We start from the raw sequence: 22,444 nt of genomic DNA on the forward strand, positions 1-22,444 counted from the left end.
TCGCACAGGCACGAAAGCCTCCCGACTTCCGCTACGCCGCCCAGCGCGTTGAAGGCAACGCGCTTCACCTCAACTCTGCATCAGGTGGAGCGGCTGGCCCCCAAGCCGCTGGTTCGCCTCGCACGCCCATAGCGGCAGGCGTCTCTGCCTGCCGAGCGAACGCCAACGCTGCACCGTCGGCAGGCGCGGAGGCCTGCCGCTACGATCGGGCACCCGAATCGCAGCCGCGCCGGCCTGCTCACCGGCTCACAACGCGCCGCATCGGGAAAACTCCCGCAAGCGCGACCGCCGCTTCCCCGTTCGCAGCGCGCTGAGAACCGGCCCGGTCCCCCTGTGTCTAGCCAGTTCGGCGCGGGCCGACGCGCCGCGCCTCACCCGTGTCGAGCATGCCTTCCAAACGCAGCGCCGCGCCCTCGTCGCGCGCCTCCGCCCCAGCTCGCCCCGCCCATGGGCAAGTGGATCCCGCCGGCGCGGAAGTTCGGCGCCGGTTTCCGATCGGCGCCGAGGTGCAGCCAGCCGGCGGCGTGCATTTTCGCGTGTGGGCGCCGAAGAGCCGCAGCGCCGCCGTCGAGCTCGAGCGCGCCACCGGCGCACCGGAGCGCGTGCCGCTGACGGCCGAATCGAGCGGCTACTTCTCCGGGCTCGCGCCCACCGCCCGCGCTGGCATGCGCTACCGGATCCACCTCGACGCCGGCGCCTTTCCGGATCCCGCCTCGCGGTTTCAACCGGACGGCCCCCACGGCGCATCCGAGATTGTCGATCCCGACGCCTTTCGCTGGACCGATCACGGCTGGCGCGGTCGCAGCTCGCGCGGGCTGGTGATCTACGAATTGCACCTCGGCACGTTCACGCCCGAGGGCACGTGGCGCGCCGCCGCGGAACAGCTGTCCGCGCTGCGCCAGCTCGGAATCACCACGCTCGAAGTGATGCCGATCGCCGAGTTCGCCGGCGCGTTCGGCTGGGGTTACGACGGCGTCGATCTGTTCGCGCCGACGCGGCTCTATGGCACGCCGGACGACGCGCGTGCTTTTGTGAACCGCGCGCACGAGCTTGGGCTCATGGTGATTCTCGACGTCGTCTACAATCACCTCGGCCCCGACGGCAACTACCTGACCCAGTTCGCCGCCGACTATCTTAGCCGCACGCGCCCGACCGAATGGGGCGAGTCGATCAACTTCGATGGCCCGAACTCCGGGCCCGTGCGCGAATTCTTCCTCACCAATGCGCGCACCTGGATCCAGGAATTTCACTTCGATGGGCTGCGGCTCGACGCCACGCAGCAGATCTTCGACCGCTCCACACCCCACTTCCTCACCGAGCTCGCAGCCGCCGCGCGCACGGCCGGCGGCGGCCGTATCACCTATCTGGTGGCAGAAAACGAGCCGCAGCATGCCTGGCTCGTCCGGCCGGTCGAGTCGGGCGGCTGCGGGATGGATGCGATCTGGAATGACGACTTTCACCACACCGCGCGGGTCGCCGCGACCGGTCACGCCGAGGCCTACTACTCCGATTACCAGGGCACCGCACGCGAGTTTGTCGGCGCGCTCAAGCGCGGCTTCCTGTTTCAGGGACAATGGTGCCGACGCCAGCAAAAGTGCCGCGGCTCACCTGCGCTGGATCTCGCGCCGGAGCAGTTCGTGGTGTTTCTGCAGAATCACGACCAGGTCGCCAATTCGCTGCGCGGCGAGCGGCTGCACCAGCTCGCCAGCCCGGGCGTGACGCGTGCGCTGACGGCGGTGCTGCTGCTCGGACCGCAGACGCCGCTGCTGTTTCAAGGGCAGGAGTTCGGCGCCTCGGCCCCGTTTCTCTATTTCGCCGATCACTCCCCCGAGCTGCGCCGGCGGGTGAGTGAAGGCCGGCGCCAATTCCTCGGGCAGTTTCCGACGATCGCGAGCAGCGAGTGCCACTCGCTGCTCGCCGAGCCCGCCGAGCGCGAAACGTTCCTGCGTGCGAAGCTCGATTGGGCCGAGCGCGAACGCCACGCCGCCAGCTACCGGTTGCACGCGGACCTGCTCCGGCTGCGCCGCGAAGATGCCACGCTCGCCGCGCCGGATGATTTCGACGCCGCCGTGCTCGATCGCGACGCGTTCGTCTACCGTTGTTTCTCGGCGCGGGGGGCCGACCGGCTGCTGATCGTCAACCTCGGTCGCGAACTCCGGTTCACCACCGCCGAGCCACTGCTGGCTCCGACCGAGGGCCACGGCTGGGACGTGCTCTGGTCCAGCGAGGCTCCGCTTTACGACGGCAACGGCACGCCGCCGCTGGAGTCCGGCGACGGTTGGACCATCCCAGGCTGCACGGCGGTCCTGTTGCAACCGGGCGCGCCGCGCGATTTCTCAATCTCCGCTTCCGATGCGCACGATTGATTTCCGCGCCGCCGACGCCACCGCGCGCCGGCGGCTGCTGCACGACCAGTGGCTCGTTACTAACGGCCTCGGCGGATTCGCTTCCGGTACCCTGTCCGGCGCGGTCACGTGGCGCTATCACGGGCTGCTCGTGTCGGCATTGCCCGCGCCGCTCGGCCGCACGGTGATGCTCAACCACCTCGCCGATGCGATGGAATTTCCCGACGGCCGGTTGCTGCGGCTGGGCGACCTCGGCGCCGTGGCGGAGGAGGAGGATCTCGCGCGCAATCCGCTGGTGGAGTTTCAGCTCGATCATCACGTGCCGGTCTGGCGCTACGAGGCCGGCGAGGTGGTGGTGGAGAAACGGCTCCTGATGGCGAATCTCCAGAACGCGGTTCACGTCAGCTACACGCTGCGCGCCGGCCCAGCTGACCTGCGGCTGCGCTTGCGTCCGGCGGTGCACTTCCGTCCGTTCGAAGCGGCGGTGAGCACGCCACTCGCGACCGGCTACGAGCTGCGGCTGCAAGGCTCGCGCTACGAAATCGACTCGCACGAGCAGTATCCGCCCTTGCGGCTGCTGCTGCGCGCCGCCGATGTGCGCTTCGCCTACGACGGCGGCGCGACCTTCGACGTGCACTACGGACACGACGCCGCCCGCGGCTACGAATCGCGCGGCTCGCTCTGGTCGCCGGGCTTTTTCTCCGTCGCGCTGCCGCTCAACACGCCCGTGACGCTGGTCGCCTCGACCGACGAATGGCGCACGATCGAAGCCCTCGATCCCGAAACGGCCCATGCCACCGAGCTCGAGCGGCGCCAACGATTGCTGCGCATTGCCCATCCGGCGGCCCGCGAGGCGTTCGGCGGCGCACTGGTACTCGCCGCGGATCAGTTCGTGATTTTCCCCATCGGCCGGATCAAGGACGCCGCCCGCGCGCGGGCGATGGGCGACGAGTTGCGCAGCGTGATCGCCGGTTATCATTGGTTCACCGACTGGGGGCGCGACACGATGATCTCGCTCGAGGGGCTCACCCTCGCGACGGGACGCACCCAGGAGGCGGCCTGGATCCTCCGCTCGTTCGCGAACTACGTGCGCGACGGCTTGATTCCGAACCTGTTTCCCGAGGGTCAGAACGAAGGCCTCTACCACACCGCGGACGCAACGCTGTGGTTCTTCCACGCGCTCGATCGCTACGTCGCCGTCACGCAGGACCGCGAGACGCTGCGCGCGCTGCTGCCGGTGCTGCGCGACATCGTCGACCACCACCTGCGGGGCACGCGTTTCGGCATTCACGTCGATCCGCGCGACGGCCTGCTCGCGCAGGGCGAAGCCGGCTACCAGCTCACGTGGATGGACGCCAAGGTCGGCGACTGGGTCGTGACGCCGCGGCGCGGCAAGGCGGTCGAGATCAATGCGCTCTGGTTCAACGCGCTGCAGTTGCTCGCGGGCTGGTTGCGCGAGGAAGGTTACGGCGAGCCGGCCGCGGTGCTCGGCGAACATGCGACGCGCGCCGCCACCTCGTTCAACCAACGTTTCTGGAATGCCGCGAACCACTGTCTCTTTGATGTCGTCGACGGCGAGCAGGGCGACGATCCGGCGATCCGTCCGAACCAGCTCTTCGCGATTTCGCTGCCGCATCCCATCCTCGCCCAGGAACACTGGGCCGCCGTGGTCGACGTCGCCGAGCGTGAGTTGCTGACGCCGGTCGGGTTGCGGTCGCTCAGTCCGCGACACAAGGATTACAAACCGAGTTACACGGGCGATCTTCGCGCGCGCGATGCCGCTTACCACCAGGGCACTGTCTGGGCGTGGTTGATCGGGCCGTTCATCGACGCGTGGTTGAAGGTACATCCGCAGAAACGCGCCGACGCGCGCCGGCTGCTCGACGGCTTCTCCGCGCATCTCGATCACGGCTGCGTCGGCTCGATCAGCGAGGTGTTCGACGCGGAGCCGCCGTTCACCGATCGCGGTTGCATCGCGCAAGCGTGGAGCGTGGCCGAGGTGCTGCGCTGTCTGGTGCTCACCAGCCAGGAATAGAGTACCGTCGCGCCGGCACGTACCGCCGGGCGACCGCCGCCGGGTGGATGGCGCGATTGTGCGTTGTGAGGAACCTTGGCCGGGTTTTACTGACCGGAGGCTCGCAGTCGCCGCCCGCCGATTCACGCATGCACTCCTCCACTTCCCCCCGGCTCTGCAGCTCGTCCGCGCTGCTGACGGATCTCTACGAACTCACGATGGCCTACGGGTATTGGAAGAACGGACTCGTCGACCACGAGGCGGTGTTTCAGGTGAGCTTCCGCACCGCGCCGTTCCACGGCAGCTACACCGTGGCGGCCGGACTCGCCGATGCGATGCAGCTCATCGAACAATTCCAGTTCACCGGCGACGATCTGGCGTATCTCGATTCGCTGCGCGACGACCGCGGCGAACCGCTGTTTGCCCGGGCGTTTCTCGACTACCTCGCGGCGATGCGTTTTGCCTGTGACGTCGACGCCGTGCCCGAGGGCACCGCAGTGTTTCCGCACGAGCCGCTGCTGCGGGTCGTCGGCCCGCTCGCGCAGGCGCAGATGCTGGAGACCTTCCTGCTCAACACGCTGAACTTCCAAACGCTCATCGCCACGAAAGCCGCGCGGATCTGTCTCGTGGCCGGCGCCGATCCCGTGATCGAGTTCGGGCTGCGGCGGGCGCAAGGCGTGGACGGCGGGATCGCGGCCACGCGCGCGGCGTTCATCGGCGGCTGCGATTCCACCTCGAACGTACTCGCGGGAAAACTTTTCGGCATCCCGGTGAAAGGCACGCACGCCCACTCCTGGGTCCTGGCGTTTCCCGATGAGCCCAGCGCGTTTCGCGCGTATGCGGAGGCGATGCCGGGCAACTGCCTCCTGCTCGTGGATACCTTCGATTCGCTGCGCGGCGTGCACGAGGCCGTGGAGATCGGCCGCTGGCTCCGGGAGCAAGGCCACGAACTCGCGGGCATCCGGCTCGACTCCGGCGATCTCGCGTACCTCAGCGTCGAGGCGCGGCGAATCCTGGACGAGGCCGGCTTCCCGCGCGCGGTGATCGTGGCCTCCAACGATCTCGACGAGCACGTCATTGCGAGCCTGAAGCAGCAGGGCGCCGCAATCTCCGTCTGGGGTGTCGGCACGCGGCTCGTCACCGGCGGCGATCAGCCGGCCCTCGGCGGTGTCTACAAGCTCAGCGCGCTCCGCCGCTCGGCGGACGCACCATGGGAGCACAAGCTGAAACTCTCCGAACAGCCGGCAAAGATATCCATCCCCGGCGTGCTTAACGTTCGCCGTTTTCGCCAAGCGGGGGTGTGGGCCGGCGACATGATCTACGACGAAGCGTCCCCGCCCGCGGCTGACGCGCCGCGCGTGCTGGTCGATCCTGCCAACGAGCTCCGGCACAAAACGATTCCGGCCGAGGCCGTCGCCGAGGATCTGCTCGTGCCGATTTACCGCCGCGGCCGACGGGTCTACGCGCCGCCGCCGCTGACGGCGAGCCGCGAGCGCACGCGCGCGCAGCTTGCGATGCTGCATCCCGGTCACACGCGGCTACTCAACCCGCACGAATACCCCGCGGGCCTCGAGCTCGGGCTGCACGAACGGCGCGCGCAACTGATGCGACAGGCGAGAACCTCCGCGCGCGGCTAACCAAGTGGAGCCCGCCGTCCCCGCAGGCTGATCGCGCTGCGTTGTAGCCGGGCTCGCTGAGCCCGGCCGGGGTCATTGCCCCCGGCTACATGGATGGCCGAAAAGAGCCCCGAACAGCTCCGGGGCAATCAAGCCTCAAATGGCCACAAGAGGCACACGAAGCACAAAATATGGCCCAGGCTTTTGTGCCTTCTCTGCCTCTCGTGGCCATGACTGAGTTTCGGATTTGCGCGAAGTGGAGCCGCGACGCCCTCGTCGCGGCAGCGCGTTTGCCATCCGGCTACAACCATCGACCAACGGCCTCACACGTGCACCGGCGCCTGCAGCGCGGCCGAGAGCACCTCGTCGACGGTCGACGCGAGCACAAACTCGATCGGGTCCTTCACCTCGGCCGCGCGGCTTCACCAAACTGAACGCGGCCTGCGCGCGCTCCTTCATCACCTCGCCAATGTGTCCGGTGAGCTGCAGCCCGCCCTTCCCCGGATGGCCGCAGCGGGACGCGTCACCGTTTCGCCGCGCGCGAGAACTGCGTCTGGAACTTGATCTTCGTCAATGCGTTCATCCTGTTGCTCTCCTACACTGCCGCCGTGCCCCCTGGTTCCCACACCACCCCCAAGGCCGGCGCGCCCCACTGGCGAGTGTTCCTGCTGCTGTGCAGCTGGTTCATCGCCACGGGCGCGCATTGGGATGTCGTGCAGGTCGCGGCCTGGGGCAGGATGTGGATCGAGAACGCACGCACGCAGTCGTCCACGGCGGCGTTGGCGCGGACATTTTCGCCCGAGGGCATGTGCGAGGTCTGTCACGTCGTGCAGGCCGCGAAACACGCGGAGCGCGAGAATTCCGCCGTACCGCCCACACTCACAGAAAAGGCTCCGTTGCTGTTGCTCGATGCGTCGGTGGTGGTGATCACCGCGCCGACCGTGCTCTGCTGGCTGGACGCTGCACCGACTCGCGCAGAGTCGCGGACGGTGCGTCCTCCGGTGCCGCCGCCGCGGCGGGGCATCAAGCTCGCCTGACGCGATTGGCAGGATGCGGGTGACCGACTTGTCGTCGGGTTGCCCGCTGGCGGCGCAGCGTGCTGCGCCCGCCACGTCTCGAAGCTAGCATAGCACGCTGCGTCCAACACGCCACGCGCTCGGCCGCGCAGCCTCCTCGGCTGCCCGCCGGCCTTCGTGCTTCCGCCAGCGCCTTTGTTCGCGCGTCCTCTCGCGCGGTCGTTCACCCACCCGGCTCTCCTCTTCTTTTCATGCACCTTTCCTCTCGTTCCCTTTCTCAACTCGCGCTGGCGACCCTTTGCGGCCTCGCCGCGCCACGCTCCCGTGCCGACGACGTCGTCGCGCTGGCGCGGGTCGTCGTCACCGCCTCGCCCAGCGAACATCCGCTCGTCGTCTTCGTGGATCCCAAAGCTCCTGCGCAACCCATCCCGGCCCACGACGGCGCCGAGGCGCTCCGCAGCGTGCCCGGGTTTGTCCAAATCCGCAAAGCCGGGACCGATGGCGATCCGGTCTTTCGTGGGATGGCCGGCTCGCGACTCGGGATCCTGCTCGACGGCGAAACCATCCTCGGTGGCTGCGGCAACCGCATGGATCCGCCGACTGCGTATGTTTTCCCGTCCGCTTACGACAAGATCACCGTGCTCAAGGGCCCGCAGACCGTGCTCTACGGTCCCGGCAACTCCGCCGGCGTCGTGCTTTTCGAGCGCACGCCGGTCCGCTACCCGGAGCCCGGCGCGACGCTCACCGGCGCGCTGACGTTCGGCTCCTTCGCGCGCAACGACCAATTCGTCGACGTGCGCGCCGGAGCGCCACTCGGCTATGTCCAGGCCGCGGCCACGCGCACGACGGCGGACGACTACCGCGATGGTTCTGGGCGCGCCGTGCCGTCGCACTACGAACGCTGGAGCACGCACCTCGCGGCAGGCTGGACGCCGGATGCGCAAACAACCGTGGAGCTCTCCGGGGTCGTGAGCGACGGCGAGGCGGCCTACGCCGACCGCGCGATGGATGGCACGAGCTTCGATCGCCGCAACCTGGGCCTTCGCGTGCGGCGCAGCGAGATTTCCCCCTGGCTCGTGCTGCTCGAAGCGAGCGCGTTCGTGAACGCGGTGGACCACGTGATGGACAATTTCTCGCTGCGGCGTTTCACCCCCACGGCGATGATGCCGGGCCGCGCCGTCTCCAACCCGGACCGGTTCACGATCGGCGGCCGCGCCGCAGCGACGCTCGCGCTCGGCGTCGACACGCGCGTCGTGACTGGTCTCGATTACCAGGAAAACCGGCATAGGCTCCGCTCGACGCGCGACGACCCGACCGATCCTTTCGCGACCAAACGCCGGATGCGCGATGCGAGCTTCGACGTGACCGGGCTTTTCGCCGAGGTGACGCACCTGCTCACGCCGGCCGATCGGCTCGTTGCCGGCGGCCGGCTCGACTCCTGGCGCGCGCACGATGAGCGCACCGCGGTGGCAGTCGGCATGGGCACGATGCCGAATCCGACGGCGCAACTGCACCGCGACGCGTCGCTGACGAGCGGTTTCCTGCGCTACGAACATGATCTTCGCGCCATGACCACCGCCTATGTCGGTGTCGGACACGCCGAACGATTTCCCGACTACTGGGAACTGGTCAGCAAGGAGAGCGCCGGCAGCGTGAGCGCATTTCGCGCCGCGCCGGAACACACGACGCAGCTCGATGTGGGCGTCACGCATCGCGCCGGCAGCCTCACCGCCTCGCTCGCGCTGTTTGCCAGCCGGATCGACGACTACATCCTGATTCAAAGCAACGTGGCGAAGCCCGCCGCGATGGGCGCCACCCGGATGGCAACGATCACCCGCAATGTCGACGCCGTGACCCGCGGCGGCGAGGCGAGCGTTTCGTACACCCTCGGCGGCTGGCGTGCGGACGCGTCGATCGCCGGCGTCTACGGACGGAACCGCACCGACGACCGGCCCCTCGCGCAGCAGCCGCCGCTCGAGACGCGGCTGGGCCTCAGCTATTCGACGCCGCGCTGGTCGCTGGGCACGCTCGCCCGCTGGGTCGACGCGCAGGACCGGTTCGCCCGCAACCAGGGTAACATCGTCGGGCAGGATCTTGGACCGACGGCGGGATTCACCGTGTTCTCGATCAACGCCGGCTGGAAGCTGCACGAGCACGCGCAGCTCACCGCGGGCGTCGACAATCTCACCGACAAAACCTACGCCGAGCATCTCAGCCGCGGCGGCGCGATGGTCGCCGGCTTCCCGCCCCCCACGCTGCGGATCAATGAACCCGGGCGAACCTTTTGGGCGAAGCTGCAGGTCAGCTTTTAGCGACGCTCCCACGACGTTGATGTAGCTGGACCCACTGAACCCGGCGACATGGAGCCGCGACGCCCTCGTCGCGGCAAACGCGCAACGATGGAAATGAACGACGCGGCCCGGGGCCCGCGTCCTCATGGCTCGACCGCTTACGATCGCGGCACCCGCGCAACGACGCCCGGCCTCGCGTCACCCAAACGTCACAAATTTCCGCTTGGCGTATATGCCCGCGCAGGCATACATGAGTTTGTGGACTTGCTGGCCATCTACGACTGCCTGTGCGACCGGACGCGACTGCGCCTCCTGCACCTGCTGTTGGACGGACCGTTGTGCGTCTGCCATTTCCAGGAGGTGTTGCGCGAGCCGCAGGTGAAGATCTCCAAGCATCTGGCCTACCTGCGCCGCAACCGGCTCGTCGAAGCCGAGCGTTGCGCGAACCGCATGATCTACCGGTTGCCAGCCACGCGTTCACCTCAACTCGCCGCCAACCTCGCCTGCCTGCAGGACTGCGCTCGGGAGGAGCGCGTGTTCCGGGACGACGCGCTCCGGTTGAAGAAACTTCGCGCGCGCTTCGACGCCGGCACGCCGGACTGCGTCCGCCGTCCGCAGGCCGCCGCCCTGCGCTGAGCACGCGCGGCACCACGATTTTCCATGAGCACCCTCGCCCCGAAACGACTCGATTTCTTCGAACGCTACCTCTCGCTCTGGGTTCTCGGCTGCATGGTCGTGGGCGTGACGATCGGGAAACTGCTGCCCAACCTCACCGGGACCCTCAGCCGTTGGGAATTCGGCCGCGACTCGCACGTCAACATCCCGATTGCCGTGCTGATCTGGCTGATGATCTACCCGATGATGCTGAAGATCGACTTCGGCGGGCTCGCCGGCGTGGTGCAGCGTCCGAAAGGGCTCGTCATCACGCTCGTCGTCAACTGGCTCATCAAACCGTTCAGCATGGCGCTGCTCGGCTGGCTGTTCCTCCGCCTGCTGTTCAGCGACACGCTCGGGCTCATCACGCCGGACGCGGCGAAGGATTACACCGCCGGGTTGATCATCCTCGCCGCGGCACCGTGCACTGCGATGGTCTTCGTCTGGAGTTATCTCACCGAAGGCGACTCGGCCTACACGCTCGCACAGGTGGCGATCAACGATCTTATCATGCTCGTCGCGTTCGCGCCCATCGTGATGTTCCTCGTCGGCGTCAGCGGCGTGGTCGTGCCGAAGGGCGTGTTGGTCACCTCGGTCGTCGTCTTCATCGTGATTCCGCTCGCCGCCGGCTGGCTGAGCCGGACGCTGCTGATCCGCCTCCGCGGCGCGGTCTGGTTCAGCGGCACGTTTCTCCCGGTGTTCAAGCCCGTCACGATCCTCGCGCTGCTCGCGACCCTCGTGCTGATCTTCGCCTTTCAGGCGGAAAACCTGCTCACCAACTGGCTCGCGGTCGCGCTGATCGCGGTGCCGATCTTGATCCAGGTCTACTTCAATTCCGGCCTCGCCTACCTGCTGATGCGCGCGTTCCGCGTGCCGCACAACGTCGCTTCGCCCGGCGCGCTGATTGGCGCCAGCAACTTCTTCGAACTCGCCGTGGCGGTCGCCATCACGCTGTTCGGTCCCACGTCCGGCGCCGCGCTCGCCACGATCGTCGGCGTTCTCGTCGAGGTGCCCGTGATGTTGTCCGTCTGTCGCGTCTGCAATCGCTCGCGCGACTGGTATCAGCGGTCGTTGCCGGCTGCGTTGTAGAACCGCTCGTGCAGCTCGATCAGCAGCTCATCGCGGCAGGGCGCTCATGCCGTGAGCGCCGCGAACGTCAAAGGACTTCCCGGCGGGCAGCGGAATGCCCGCCCTACCCTTCCGTCCCCCACCCATGAAACCTGTCGTTCTTATCCTCTGCACCGGCAACTCGTGCCGCAGCCACATGGCCGAGGGGATTCTCCGCGCCGCCGCCGGTGATCTCGTCGAGGTGCACAGCGCCGGCTCCAGGCCCGCCGGGTACGTGCATCCAAACGCGATCCAGGTCCTGCGCGAGATCGGCATCGACATCTCCGCCCACACGTCGAAACACATGAACGATTTTCTCCACCGGCAGGTCACAACCGTGATCACCGTCTGCGGTCATGCCGACGCGGCGTGCCCGATGTTTCCCGGCCAGGTAAACCGTCACCACTGGGGTTTCGACGATCCCGCGCACGCCAGCGGCACCGCAGCGGAAATCCTCGCCGAGTTCCGGCGCGTGCGCGACGAGATCGCGCGCGTGTTCCGCGCCTACGCCGCCGGGCTGCGCGAAGCTCCACGCGGGTAATGTTTGGCTGCGTTGACTTCCCCCGCAATGGGTTAGCCGGCCGGCCGGCCGGTAGGGGGGAACTTGCGGGAGCGGAGCGGTCCGTATGCGGCTCTCGTCCGCTCCCTTCATGGCTGCAGGCGCTCACACTCTTTCCCGGTTGCGCAATCGCTTCAACGCGCTGCGCCTTCACGCCCTCACCCTTTTCTGGAGCGTGATCCCTCGCGACGTGCTGCGGTTGCTGCCAGGCACGTCGCAAACCTTCGGGCCGCCCCGGCGCACCGCCACCCTGGCCCACTACCGGCAACACGCACCGGCCGAATGGCGCGAGGTGTTCCCTGCGCGACCGCGGAGCCATCCGCCCCCGTTTCACTGCAACGATCCGCGCACCACCTTCCTGCGGCCGTTCGTCGCGATGTGGGCCGCCGTCGGCGTTGCGCTGATTCCCGGCGGCCGGATCGTTGACGAACACGGCTGGGCGGTGGGCGATGGCGACACGCTGCTCACGGAGTTCTGCCCCTGGGGGCGGCATCCCCGCTCGCGCGTCGATCACATCATCCGCTTGCACCCGCCGCAGCGACTGCGCGGCCGCACCCTTAATCTCTGCAGCAGCGAAGCAACGGTGAACTTCTACCACTACATGATGGATGCGATCGCGCGCGCCGCCCTCGTGCAGCAGGCCGGCTTCACGTGGGCCGACTTCGATCACGTGGTGCTTCCGCGTTTGCGCACGCCCACCACCACCGCGATCGAGCGCGCCATCGGCGTGCCCGCCGCGAAGATCATCCGGATGGGCCGACGCCAGCAGTTTGCCTGCGATGTGCTCGTTCAACCGTCGTTTCCCGGCACCATCGCGGGCGCACCGCCGTGGGTGGTTGAATTCTACCGCGAACTGTTCCCGGCGCCCGAGATGGGCCGCCGCGACCGCCGGCTTTATTTTCCGCGTCACGGCCGGCGCAGTCTCCTGAACGCAGCCGAACTCGAACCGCTGTTGAGCGGACAGGGGTTTGAGTCGGTCGATCCCGGCACTACACCCCACCTTCGCGAACGGCTCGCCGAAGCGGCCTACGTCGTCGGCGTGCACGGTGCCGCCCTCACGAACCTGGTTTTCTGCCGTCCGGGCACCCGCGTGCTGGAGCTTCTGCCGAGCGACAGCGCGCATCACCACAACGCGTTTTATTACTACACGCTCTGCGCCAGCGCCGACATGCCGTATGGCGCCGTGGTCGGGCCGTCACGGCGTCACCGGTTCAACCGTCACTTTCCCCAATCGGGCGCAGACTTCACGATCGCTCCCGCGGATTTCGAAGCTGGCCTGCGCGCATTGCTCGCCGAGCCCGCTGTGGTGGTGCCCCGCGGCATCGACTCCCGCGGGAACAGTTCCCCGATGTCGGCATCGGGAGCAGCCTGATCGGGCGATTCTCGGAGCACCGGATGCCCGCGGGTCCGTCGATCTGCTACAACAAGGCTCGGCCGGATGGACTCGATCCCGAGTCATCCCGCTGACGCCTCTGAACACCACACACACTTCGGCGTCGCGCTATCTGCGCGGCCTCTGCGGTTTATGCCCCGGGCTCGGGGGGCAAGCCGGACAGAAATTTCCCGCTTCGCGTGGGGGATGGGGGCATGGCCCCGCGGTGCCTGAATCCGGTGCCGCCAGCCGCCTCTCAGGCTAACCCCGGAGGTGTCCTCGGGGTTTTGCTGGGAGCGTCCCCGTTTTCGCTCCGCCCGCGGAGAGTCCTGTCCAGCAAGTTTCTTCCGATCGCTTTTCACCTATGAACTACCGCCTGCTCGCCAGCTTGGTGACCTCCCTGCTGCTCGCCGTCACCGCTTCCGCTTACAATTTTTCGATCAGCACGCTGCACGGCGTCTCGTTCGCCAGCGGCGTAACCTCGCTGCAATTCGGCCCGGATCAGCGGCTCTACGCGGCACAGGTGAGCGGCGAGATCCTGGTGATGACCGTGCAGCGACTTGGGCCGAACAACTACCAGGTCACGGCGACCGAGACGATCAATCTCGTCCGCGACATTCCGAACTACAACGATGATGGTACCCGGGCCGCCACGCTGACGACGCGCCAGGTGACGGGTATCCTGGTGGTGGGCACCGCGAGCAACCCGGTGATCTACGTGACCTCCAGCGACCCCCGGATCGGGGGTGGCAGCGGCGGCGTCAACGATCTCAACCTCGACACGAACTCGGGCATCATTTCCCGACTGACCCGTACGGGGGGCGTCTGGTCCAAGGTTGATCTCGTCCGCGGGTTGCCGCGGTCGGAAGAGAATCATGCCAGCAACGGCATGCAGCTCGATGCGGCGACCAACACGCTCTACCTCGCGCAGGGCGGCAACACCAATGCCGGTGGCCCCTCGAACAATTTCGCGTTCATGTGCGAAACCGCGCTCTCGGCCGCGATTCTTTCCATCGATCTCGACGCGATCAACGCGATGCCCGTCCAGACCGACGCCTACGGGCAGCAATACCTCTACAACCTGCCGACCGTCGACGACCCGAATCCCAGCCGGGGCCAGAACCCCGACGGCAGCGACGTCAACGATCCGTTCGGCGGCAACGACGGCCTGAACCAGGCGCGGCTCGTCGCGGACGGCCCGGTGCAGGTCTACTCGTCCGGCTACCGCAACCCCTACGACCTCGTCATCACGCGCACGCCCGGCGCGGAGGGGCGGATGTACGCGTGGGACAACGGCGCCAACAACGGCTGGGGCGGCTACCCCAAGAACGAAGGCCCCGAGGGCAACGTCACCAACGAATACGTCGACGGCGAGCCCGGCACGGTGAACAACAAGGACAACCTGCACGTGATCACCGCCGGCTACTACGCCGGGCACCCGAATCCGATCCGCGCGAACCCCGCGGGCGCCGGTTGGTTCCACTACGATTCCACGCAGCCTGCCGGTTCCGAAAAGATTTTCTCGCTTACGCCGACCACGGATTGGCCGCCAGTGCCGGTGGCGATGGCCAATCCGGTCGAAGGCGATTTTCGGCAGCCGGGCGTGAACGACGGCGCATTGATGACCTACACGGCCTCCACGAATGGCCTCGCCGAATACATCGCGACCAATTTCTCCGGTGAAATGCGCGGCAACCTCATCGCCGCGAGCTACGACGGCAAGCTGCTCCGCATCGCGCTCAGCGCCGACGGCACGACCGTGACCAACGGCGTCGAGCCGCTCGCCAGCGGTTTCGGCAACCTCCCGCTCGACGTCACCACGCCCGACCCGATCAACGGCGCGGCGTTCGTCGGCACCATTTGGGTCAGCCATTACGCGCCCGCGAAAATCAGCGTGCTCGAGCCGAGCGACTTCGACTCCCCCGGCAGCGACACGTGCACGGGCATCAACTCCGCCGCGGTCGACGAGGATGGCGACGGCTACAGCAACGCCGACGAGATCGCCAACGACTCCGATCCGTGCTCGGCCGCGATCCGACCGGCGGATGTCGATGGCGACCACATTTCCGACCAGCTCGACACCGACGACGACAACGATGGCGTGCCCGACACGCAGGACCCCTTCCCGATCGATCCGCTCGACGGCAAGAGCGTGCCGCTGCCGCTGCGCTACGATCTCTTCAATGAGACGGGCATCGGCTTCTTCGGCGTCGGCATGACCGGCCTGATGATGAACCCCGGCCAGGACTACCTGCCGTTGATCAGTCCGGACAACGCGATCGCCGGCGGCACCGCGGGGTTGTTCACGCTCGCCGAGGTCGGCCCCGGCCGCGCGCTCGGGTCCAGCAACAACCAGAAGGACGCCTACCAGTTCGCCTTCAACTCCGACGAATTCACCACGCCGTACATCATCTCCTCGCGCCTTGGCGGACCGTTCTTCAACAGCAGTCCAACCGGTCAGCAGGCGCAGGGCATCTATCTCGGCAATGGCGATCAGGACAACTACGTCTCCGTCGCGATTCACGGCAACGAGGGCGCGGGCGGGCTGCAGGTCGTCTATGAAAACGACGGCACGATCGTATCGCAGGACCTCTATCCGCTCGCCGGGCTCGCGGACCTCACGACGATCGATCTGTATTTCACCGTCGATCCCGTCGCCGCCACGGTGCAGCCCGGCTATCGGCTCAGCGAAAGCGATCCGGTCACCGCGTTGGGCTCGCCGATTGCCGTCGGCGGCGAGGTGCTGGCCGCGCTGATGGGCGCGCGCCCGCTCGCCATCGGATTCTTCGCCACCACCGGCGGCGGCGGCGCACCGACGTTCTCTGCGACGTGGGACTACTTCGACATCGCGCCGATCAACAACACCGCGATCGCCAAGTTCACCATCGATCCGCCGGTCACCGACATGGCGACCGCCAGCACCTACACGGCCGGAGCCTTCAAGATTCAGAACAACTCCACTGACGGGCAGCAAATCGAGAGCGTTTCCATCGATCTGAGCACGGCGATCTTCCCCGACATGGTGTTCGATCCGGCCGGCACCGCCGGCGATCCGGACCACAAGGCTTTCCAGCCTAACACCTATGCCGGCGGCGCAGCCGGCGCGGTCGGCACGAACACCAAACCGCACAACGGCACGAGCGGCGAGGACGGCTACGATGGGCTCGACATCACGTTCGGCGCCTTCCCGCCCGGCGGCTCACTCGCCTTCTCGATCGATGTCGATCCAAACAACGTGAAAGGTGTCGCCGCGCCCGGGGAGAACCACGCCGCCAGCGTCTCCGGCCTCGAACTCATCGGCAGCACCGTCGAGGTGTTCTTCAGCGACGGCAGCGTCCAGCGCTCGCGGCTCGGCCGGCTCGAGAACACGCAGGATGGCTCCTATGCGTGGCTCCGCTCCGAAAAGCCGCCGAAGCCGGGACTCACCGCGCTCGGCAAGTCTTCGCCGTTCACCACCGGTGAACCGGAAACCCTTCGCGTCGCCGGGCCGACCGGCTTCAATGTCACGCTGACCCGCATCGAAGGCGCGCTCTACCTCGGTGGCGTGCCCGGCGGTGGCTACGATATCGATCCGTTCGAAGCCAACACCGCCATCGACATCGCCGAGCAGACCGGCGTGATCCCCGCGGCAGGTTACCTCGATTTCACCGTCACCGGCACCAAGTCGAACGACGACGGCGGCTACAACTACGTCACCGCCGTCCTGAGCAACAGCTCCGGCATCAAGGGTCCGGCGTCGACTCCGGTCGTGTTCATGTTCGACCCCAGCCTCAGCCCCGACACCCAGCCGCCCACCCAGCCGGGCGCACTCACGTTCAGCAACGTGACGCCCAACAGTCTCACGGTTACGTGGACCGCCTCGACGGACAACGTCGGTGTCACCGGTTATCGCGTTTCGCGCGACGGCGCGTTGATCGCGACGGTCACCGGCCTCTCCTACAACGACTCGTCGCTCGCGCCGGCGACCACCTATGACTACTCGGTGGTCGCTATCGACAGCGCGGGCAACCTCTCGGCCCCACGCGCCGCGAGCGTCACCACGCTCGAGGCGAGCGCGAACACGGTGGTTCGGATCAACTGCGGCGGCCCGACTTACCTCGACGCGACCGGCAACACTTGGATCGCTGACACCTACTACAACACCGGCTTTGCCTCGACGGATTCCGCGACGGTGACGGGCACCACCCTCGGCCAGCTGTTCAAAAGCTACCGCTGGGACGACACGCCGTCACCGGAACTTCTGTACACCATCCCGATCGCGAATGGTTCCTATGTCGTCCGACTTTATCTCGCGGAAACGTCCTCGAGCGCGAAGGCGCCGGGCAAGCGCGTCTTCGACGTCGATATCGAGGGCACGCGCGCGTTCGAGGATGTCGATGTCTACGTCATGGCCGGCGGCGGCAACAAGGCGCTGATCCTCGAGGCCGCGACGACGGTCAATGACGGCAACGTGCAGATCAAATTCCTCCACCAGGTCTTCCATCCGCGCATCTACGCGATCGAGGTGCTGCCGACCTCGGGCCCGAGCGACACCGAACCGCCCACCCAGCCCGGCGCGATCACCTTCAGCGGAGTGACTTCGAGCAGCGTGACACTGGACTGGACCGGCTCGACCGACGACGTGGGCGTCACCGGTTATCGGATCTCGCGCGACGGCTCGGTCCTCACGACGGTGAGCAGCCTGACCTTCACCGACTCGACGGTGAGTCCGGAAACCGCCTACGACTACTCCGTCGTGGCGCTCGATGCGGCGGGCAACGCCTCGACCGCGAGCACCGCATCGGTCACGACCCTGGACGCGCCGCCGCCCGACGACACGCAACCGCCGAGCCAGCCCGGCGTGCTCTCGTTCACTGGCGTGACGACGAGCAGCGTCACCGTGAACTGGGCGGCATCGACCGACAATGTCGGCGTGGCCGGCTACCGGATTTCGCGCAACGGCGTGGAACTGACCACGGTCACGGGCCTGACGTTCACCGACTCGACCGTCGTCGCGAACACGACCTACGACTACTCGGTCGTGGCCTTCGACGCGGCGAACAACACCTCGCCCGAGCGCACCGGCAGCGTGGCCACGCCGCCGAGCGGCGGCGCCAGCACCGTGATCCGCGTCAACGCAGGCGGCTCGAGCTACGTCGACGGCGCCGGGAACACCTGGTCGGCGGACACTGGCTACAACACCGGCGGCACCTATTCGGTCTCCTCTTCGACGGCCATCGCCGGCACGACCGATGACCCGCTGTTCCGCACAGAGCGCTATGATGCCTCGACCGCACCGGAGCTCACCTACTCGTTCGCCGTGCCGAACGGAAACTACCTTGTCCGTCTGCTCTTCGCCGAGAACTACGGCAGCGCCAAGGGCGTCGGCAAACGCGTCTTCGACGTGGATATCGAAGGCGCCCGGGCCTTCGAAGATGTGGACATCTATGCGCAGGCGGGCGGCGGCAACAAGGCCCTGATTCTCGAGCACACGACCGCCGTCACGGACGGTCAGCTCAACATCGGCTTCGTGCACCAGGTCCAGAATCCGAAGGTCAACGCGATCGAGATCCTTTCGGTCGACGCGCCGGCGGACACGCAACCGCCCACGCAGCCCGGCGCGATCACGTTCAGTGACGTGAGCTGGGACAGCGTCACGCTCAATTGGGGTGCGTCGACCGACAACATCGGCGTCGCAGGATATCGGATTTCCCGCGACGGAACCGAGCTCGCCACGGTCAATGCGCTCACGTTCACCGACTCGACGGTCGCAGCGCAGACCGACTACGACTACACCGTTGTCGCGCTCGATGCGGCCGGCAACGAATCCACCGCGCGCAACGCTTCCGTCACCACCACCGCCTCGCCCGATACGCAGCCGCCGTCCGCGCCGGGCGCGCTCGTCTTCTCCGACGTCACGGCGAGCAGTCTCACCGTGAGCTGGACGGCTGCGACCGACAACGTCGAGGTAACGGGCTACCGCGTGTCGCGCGACGGCGTGCAACTGGCGACCGTCACGACGCTGTCGTTCGACGACACCGGGCTCTCCGCCGCCACGTCCTACAGTTACTCGGTCGAAGCGCTGGACGCCGCCGGCAACGCGTCGCCGGCGAGCACCGCCTCGGTCACGACGTCCACGGCGGCCGATGCGCAGCCGCCTTCCGCGCCGGGCGCGCTTGTGTTCTCCAACGTGACCGCGAGCAGCCTGACCGTGAGTTGGACGGCTGCGACCGACAACGTCGAGGTAACGGGCTACCGCGTGTCGCGCGACGGCGTGCAACTGGCGACCGTCACGACGCTGTCGTTCGACGACACCGGACTCTCCGCCGCGACGTCCTACAGCTACTCGGTCGAAGCGCTGGACGCCGCCGGCAATGCCTCGGTGGCGAGCACTGCGACGATATCGACCGCGTCGAGCGGGCCGACGCTACCGACGATTCGCGTGAACGCCGGTGGCAGCAGCTATGTCGACAGCGCCGGCAACACGTGGTCGGCCGACCACGGCTATAACACCGGCGGCAAATATTCCGTCTCGGGCTCGACGACGATCACGAACACGAGCGACCCGACGCTCTTCCGCAGCGAGCGCTACGACGCGAGCACCTCGCCGGAGCTCACCTATTCGTTCACCGTGCCGAACGGCACGTACGTCGTGCGGCTCTACTTTGCGGAAAACTATGCCAGCGCGAAAGGCGCCGGGCTGCGCGTGTTTGACATCGACATCGAGGGCGCACGCGCCTTCGAGGATGTCGACATCTTCGTGCAAGCCGGCGGAGCCAACCGAGCGATGATGTTGGAGAACACCGTCACGGTCACCGATGGACAACTGAACATCGGTTTCGTGCACCAGGTGCAAAATCCGAAGATCAACGCGATCGAGATCCTGCCCGCGCCGTAGCGTTCGCTCGTCGTCAAAAGGTGCAGCCCGCCGTCCCCGGCGGGCTGCTCTTTCGGCTCGCTTGTAGCCGGCCTCGCTGAGGCCGGCAGCATGGAGCCGCGACGCCCTCGTCGCGGTCGATCGAGCCACGACCTGAAATAGCCGCAAAACGCGCAGAAGGCGCAAGGAAGCGCGTTCTCTCGCGCTTCTTGTGCCTCTTTGCGGCTATCTTCCGGGTAGCTCGCCAATCCTATTTGAGCTTGGAGCTTCGCATTTCCTTCGGATTTGGAGCTTCGGATTTCGGATTTCCCCGCCGCAGGCGGGGCGCGGCGCCAAAACCACGTTGCGTCGCCTCGCCCGCTCCCGCAACGTGTCCGTTCCTATGACCGCAGAGCCCAACGCTCCCTCCGCCAACCCGGCCCCTTCCGATTTCATTCGCGACATCGTCGCGACCCACGTCGCGGAGAAGCGTTACCAGCAAATCGTCACGCGCTTCCCGCCAGAACCCAACGGCTATCTGCACATTGGGCATGCCAAGTCGATCTGCCTGAACTTCGGCATCGCGCGCGAAAACGGCGGCTACTGCAACCTACGGATGGACGACACCAACCCGACCAAGGAAGAGGTCGAGTATGTCGATTCCATCACCGCGGACGTGCGCTGGTTGATCGCCGGCTGGGCAGATCACTGCCTGGGACTGAAGCCCAAGGGCACCACGCCGGCGAAGCGCTTGATCGATGAGCGCGAAGATTACCACCTGCCGCCGGCCTCGCTCGGGCTCGATGACGCCACGCTGAGCGCACAGATCGCGAACCACGCGCTGGAGCCGTTCTTCGCCTCCGATTACTTCGAACAGCTCTATCAGTATGCGCTGCAGCTCATTCGCGCCGGCAAGGCCTACGTTTGCGACCTGAGCCCGGAGGAAACCGACGCCTATCGCGGCTCGCCGGACAAGCCCGGCAAGGAGAGTCCTTACCGGAACCGCTCGATCGAGGAAAACCTCGATCTCTTCCAACGGATGCGCGCCGGCGAGTTTCCCAACGGTGCCCGTTCGCTGCGCGCGAAGATCGACATGGCCGCGCCCAACATCTGGTTGCGCGACCCGCTGCTTTATCGCATCCGCCACGCCGCGCACCATCACACCGGCGACGCCTGGTGCATTTACCCGCTCTACGATTTCGCCCACTGCCTGAGCGACTACCTCGAAGGAATCACCCACAGCGTCTGCACGCTGGAGTTCGTTGATCACCGCGCGCTCTACGACTGGATTCTCGACCAGCTCAACCTGCCGCGGCCGCAGCCGCACCAGTACGAATTCGCGAAGCTCATCCCGAGCTACATGATCGTGTCGAAGCGCCGGTTGATCCAGCTGGTGAACGAGAAGGTCGTGTCCGGCTGGGACGATCCACGCATGCCGACGATCAGCGGCATCCGCCGTCGCGGCGTGCCGGCCAGCGCCGTGCGGGCGTTCGTCACCGGCGTCGGCGTCACCAAATACAACTCGCTCACCGACATCGCGGTGTTCGAACACGCCGTGCGCGAGGATCTCAACGCCTCCGCACAGCGCCGGCTCGGTGTGCTGCGACCGATCAAGGTCGTGCTCACCAACCTCGCCGCCGACGAGGTGATCGAATGCGCCGCGGTGAACAATCCACAGGACGAACATCCCACCATGCGCCGGATCGCGCTGACCCGTGAGGTGTTCATCGACGCCGACGATTTCGCCGAGGTGCCGCCGCCGAAGTATTTCCGGCTGAAACCGGGCGGCGAGGTGCGGCTCAAATATGCCTGCATCATCAAGTGCGACGAGGTGATCAAGGACGCCGCGGGCGCCGTGATCGAACTGCGTTGCACCGCGGACTTGTCGACGCGCGCCGGCCAGCCGAACGCGGACCGGAAGGTGAAGGGCACGATCCACTGGGTGAGCGCCACGCGCTGCATCGACGCCGAAGTGCGGCTCTACGATCGGCTGTTTACGGTGCCGGAGCCCGGCGCGCAGGAAGACTTCATGCAGGCGGTTAACCCGCACTCGCTCGACGTGGTGACGGCCAAGCTCGAGCCGTCGCTCGCGACGGCGTCCGTGGCGGAACGCTTCCAATTCGAACGACTCGGCTATTTCGCCGTGGACCCGAAGGACAGCGCACCCGGCAAGCTCGTGTTCAACCGCACGATCACGCTGAAGGATACCTGGGCGAAGAAGTAGCCGGTCGCGAGTTCTCCACGCGAAAGCACCCGGTCCATCCGCGGCCGGGTCCAATCGACCACGAATCGCACCGAGGGCCACGGATCAATCCGTGATTATCGGTGTAATCCGCAGTGGGTTTGTAGTCTGGCTGAGCATCTATTCTCAGCGGGATTCCCCGTAATCGCGGCTGCACGCGAGCGTTCCGCAAGATATGAGCAGGGATTGCCAATGAACGGCGAGCACTCCTTGTCGCGAGGCGCCTAGAGTGCCGCCAAAGGCCGACGAACGATTTCACGTCGCTCCTCGGATCACCCCACGCCCCCACCCGCAGCAGACGGTTCGTCATGGACCTGCTCGCATATACCCAAGCGCCAGAGTGGGCTGAATGTTGCCGGGCGGACGTGGCACGCGGTGGAGACAGCCAACAAC

11 protein-coding genes and 1 pseudogene are annotated in these 22,444 nt (G+C 66.8%); 11 read left to right on the forward strand and 1 reads right to left on the reverse strand.

What is annotated here, in order from left to right; genetic code table 11:
- Positions 1-386: 386 nt before the first annotated feature.
- The 3 genes from treZ to OTER_RS18515 all read left to right on the forward strand — a co-directional run bounded on the left by treZ (position 387) and on the right by OTER_RS18515 (position 5,996).
- Positions 387-2,366 carry a malto-oligosyltrehalose trehalohydrolase gene (treZ, locus tag OTER_RS18505; protein WP_012376470.1) on the forward strand — a complete coding sequence of 660 codons (1,980 nt, stop codon included), beginning with the start codon at positions 387-389 and terminating at the stop codon, positions 2,364-2,366.
- Positions 2,353-4,380 (forward strand): amylo-alpha-1,6-glucosidase, encoded by a 2,028-nt coding sequence (locus tag OTER_RS18510; protein WP_012376471.1) that lies wholly within the window; start codon positions 2,353-2,355, stop codon positions 4,378-4,380. The genes treZ and OTER_RS18510 overlap by 14 nt, the downstream gene beginning before the upstream one ends.
- 128 nt (positions 4,381-4,508) lie before the next feature.
- Entirely contained in the window at positions 4,509-5,996 is a 1,488-nt protein-coding gene (locus OTER_RS18515) for a nicotinate phosphoribosyltransferase (RefSeq protein ID WP_012376472.1), read from the forward strand.
- Between the two features lie 135 nt (positions 5,997-6,131).
- Here the strand turns inward: OTER_RS18515 and OTER_RS26950 are convergent.
- A pseudogene (locus tag OTER_RS26950) lies at positions 6,132-6,467 on the reverse strand (S16 family serine protease); the annotation flags it as partial.
- 116 nt (positions 6,468-6,583) lie between these two features.
- On the opposite strand from OTER_RS26950, the gene OTER_RS24420 reads away from it, so the two are divergent.
- The 8 genes from OTER_RS24420 (at position 6,584) to OTER_RS18555 (ending at position 22,033) form a co-directional block, all read left to right on the forward strand.
- Positions 6,584-7,012 carry a hypothetical protein gene (locus tag OTER_RS24420; protein WP_148218176.1) on the forward strand — a complete coding sequence of 143 codons (429 nt, stop codon included), beginning with the start codon at positions 6,584-6,586 and terminating at the stop codon, positions 7,010-7,012.
- A 230-nt stretch (positions 7,013-7,242) separates the two neighbouring features.
- Positions 7,243-9,303, forward strand: coding sequence for a TonB-dependent copper receptor (locus tag OTER_RS18525; protein WP_012376474.1), 2,061 nt, complete (start codon positions 7,243-7,245; stop codon positions 9,301-9,303).
- A gap of 237 nt (positions 9,304-9,540) precedes the next feature.
- Entirely contained in the window at positions 9,541-9,918 is a 378-nt protein-coding gene (locus OTER_RS18530) for a metalloregulator ArsR/SmtB family transcription factor (RefSeq protein ID WP_012376475.1), read from the forward strand.
- Positions 9,919-9,942: 24 nt separating this feature from the next.
- Entirely contained in the window at positions 9,943-11,025 is a 1,083-nt protein-coding gene (gene arsB, locus OTER_RS18535) for an ACR3 family arsenite efflux transporter (RefSeq protein ID WP_012376476.1), read from the forward strand.
- 124 nt (positions 11,026-11,149) lie between these two features.
- Positions 11,150-11,584 carry an arsenate reductase ArsC gene (locus OTER_RS18540; RefSeq protein ID WP_012376477.1) on the forward strand — a complete coding sequence of 145 codons (435 nt, stop codon included), beginning with the start codon at positions 11,150-11,152 and terminating at the stop codon, positions 11,582-11,584.
- Positions 11,585-11,693: 109 nt separating this feature from the next.
- On the forward strand, positions 11,694-12,974 hold the full coding sequence (locus tag OTER_RS18545; protein WP_158305481.1) for a glycosyltransferase family 61 protein: 1,281 nt from the start codon (positions 11,694-11,696) through the stop codon (positions 12,972-12,974).
- A gap of 364 nt (positions 12,975-13,338) precedes the next feature.
- The gene (locus OTER_RS24425; RefSeq protein WP_012376479.1) at positions 13,339-19,851 is read left to right on the forward strand and encodes a malectin domain-containing carbohydrate-binding protein; all 6,513 of its coding nucleotides are present in this window, start codon (positions 13,339-13,341) and stop codon (positions 19,849-19,851) included.
- Between the two features lie 361 nt (positions 19,852-20,212).
- Complete coding sequence (locus OTER_RS18555) at positions 20,213-22,033, forward strand: glutamine--tRNA ligase/YqeY domain fusion protein (RefSeq protein ID WP_012376480.1); 1,821 nt, start codon at positions 20,213-20,215, stop codon at positions 22,031-22,033.
- Positions 22,034-22,444: the final 411 nt, after the last annotated feature.

It is taken from the genome of Opitutus terrae PB90-1 (assembly GCF_000019965.1).
Lineage (GTDB): Bacteria > Verrucomicrobiota > Verrucomicrobiia > Opitutales > Opitutaceae > Opitutus > Opitutus terrae.

Coding starts and splice junctions, on each gene's coding strand:
- OTER_RS18510 (WP_012376471.1), top strand. CDS start 2,353: ATGCGCACGATTGATTTCCGCGCCGCCGACGCCACCGCGCGCCGGCGG.
- treZ (WP_012376470.1), top strand. CDS start 387: ATGCCTTCCAAACGCAGCGCCGCGCCCTCGTCGCGCGCCTCCGCCCCA.
- OTER_RS18540 (WP_012376477.1), top strand. CDS start 11,150: ATGAAACCTGTCGTTCTTATCCTCTGCACCGGCAACTCGTGCCGCAGC.
- arsB (WP_012376476.1), top strand. CDS start 9,943: ATGAGCACCCTCGCCCCGAAACGACTCGATTTCTTCGAACGCTACCTC.
- OTER_RS24425 (WP_012376479.1), top strand. CDS start 13,339: ATGAACTACCGCCTGCTCGCCAGCTTGGTGACCTCCCTGCTGCTCGCC.
- OTER_RS18545 (WP_158305481.1), top strand. CDS start 11,694: ATGGCTGCAGGCGCTCACACTCTTTCCCGGTTGCGCAATCGCTTCAAC.
- OTER_RS18555 (WP_012376480.1), top strand. CDS start 20,213: ATGACCGCAGAGCCCAACGCTCCCTCCGCCAACCCGGCCCCTTCCGAT.
- OTER_RS18525 (WP_012376474.1), top strand. CDS start 7,243: ATGCACCTTTCCTCTCGTTCCCTTTCTCAACTCGCGCTGGCGACCCTT.
- OTER_RS18515 (WP_012376472.1), top strand. CDS start 4,509: ATGCACTCCTCCACTTCCCCCCGGCTCTGCAGCTCGTCCGCGCTGCTG.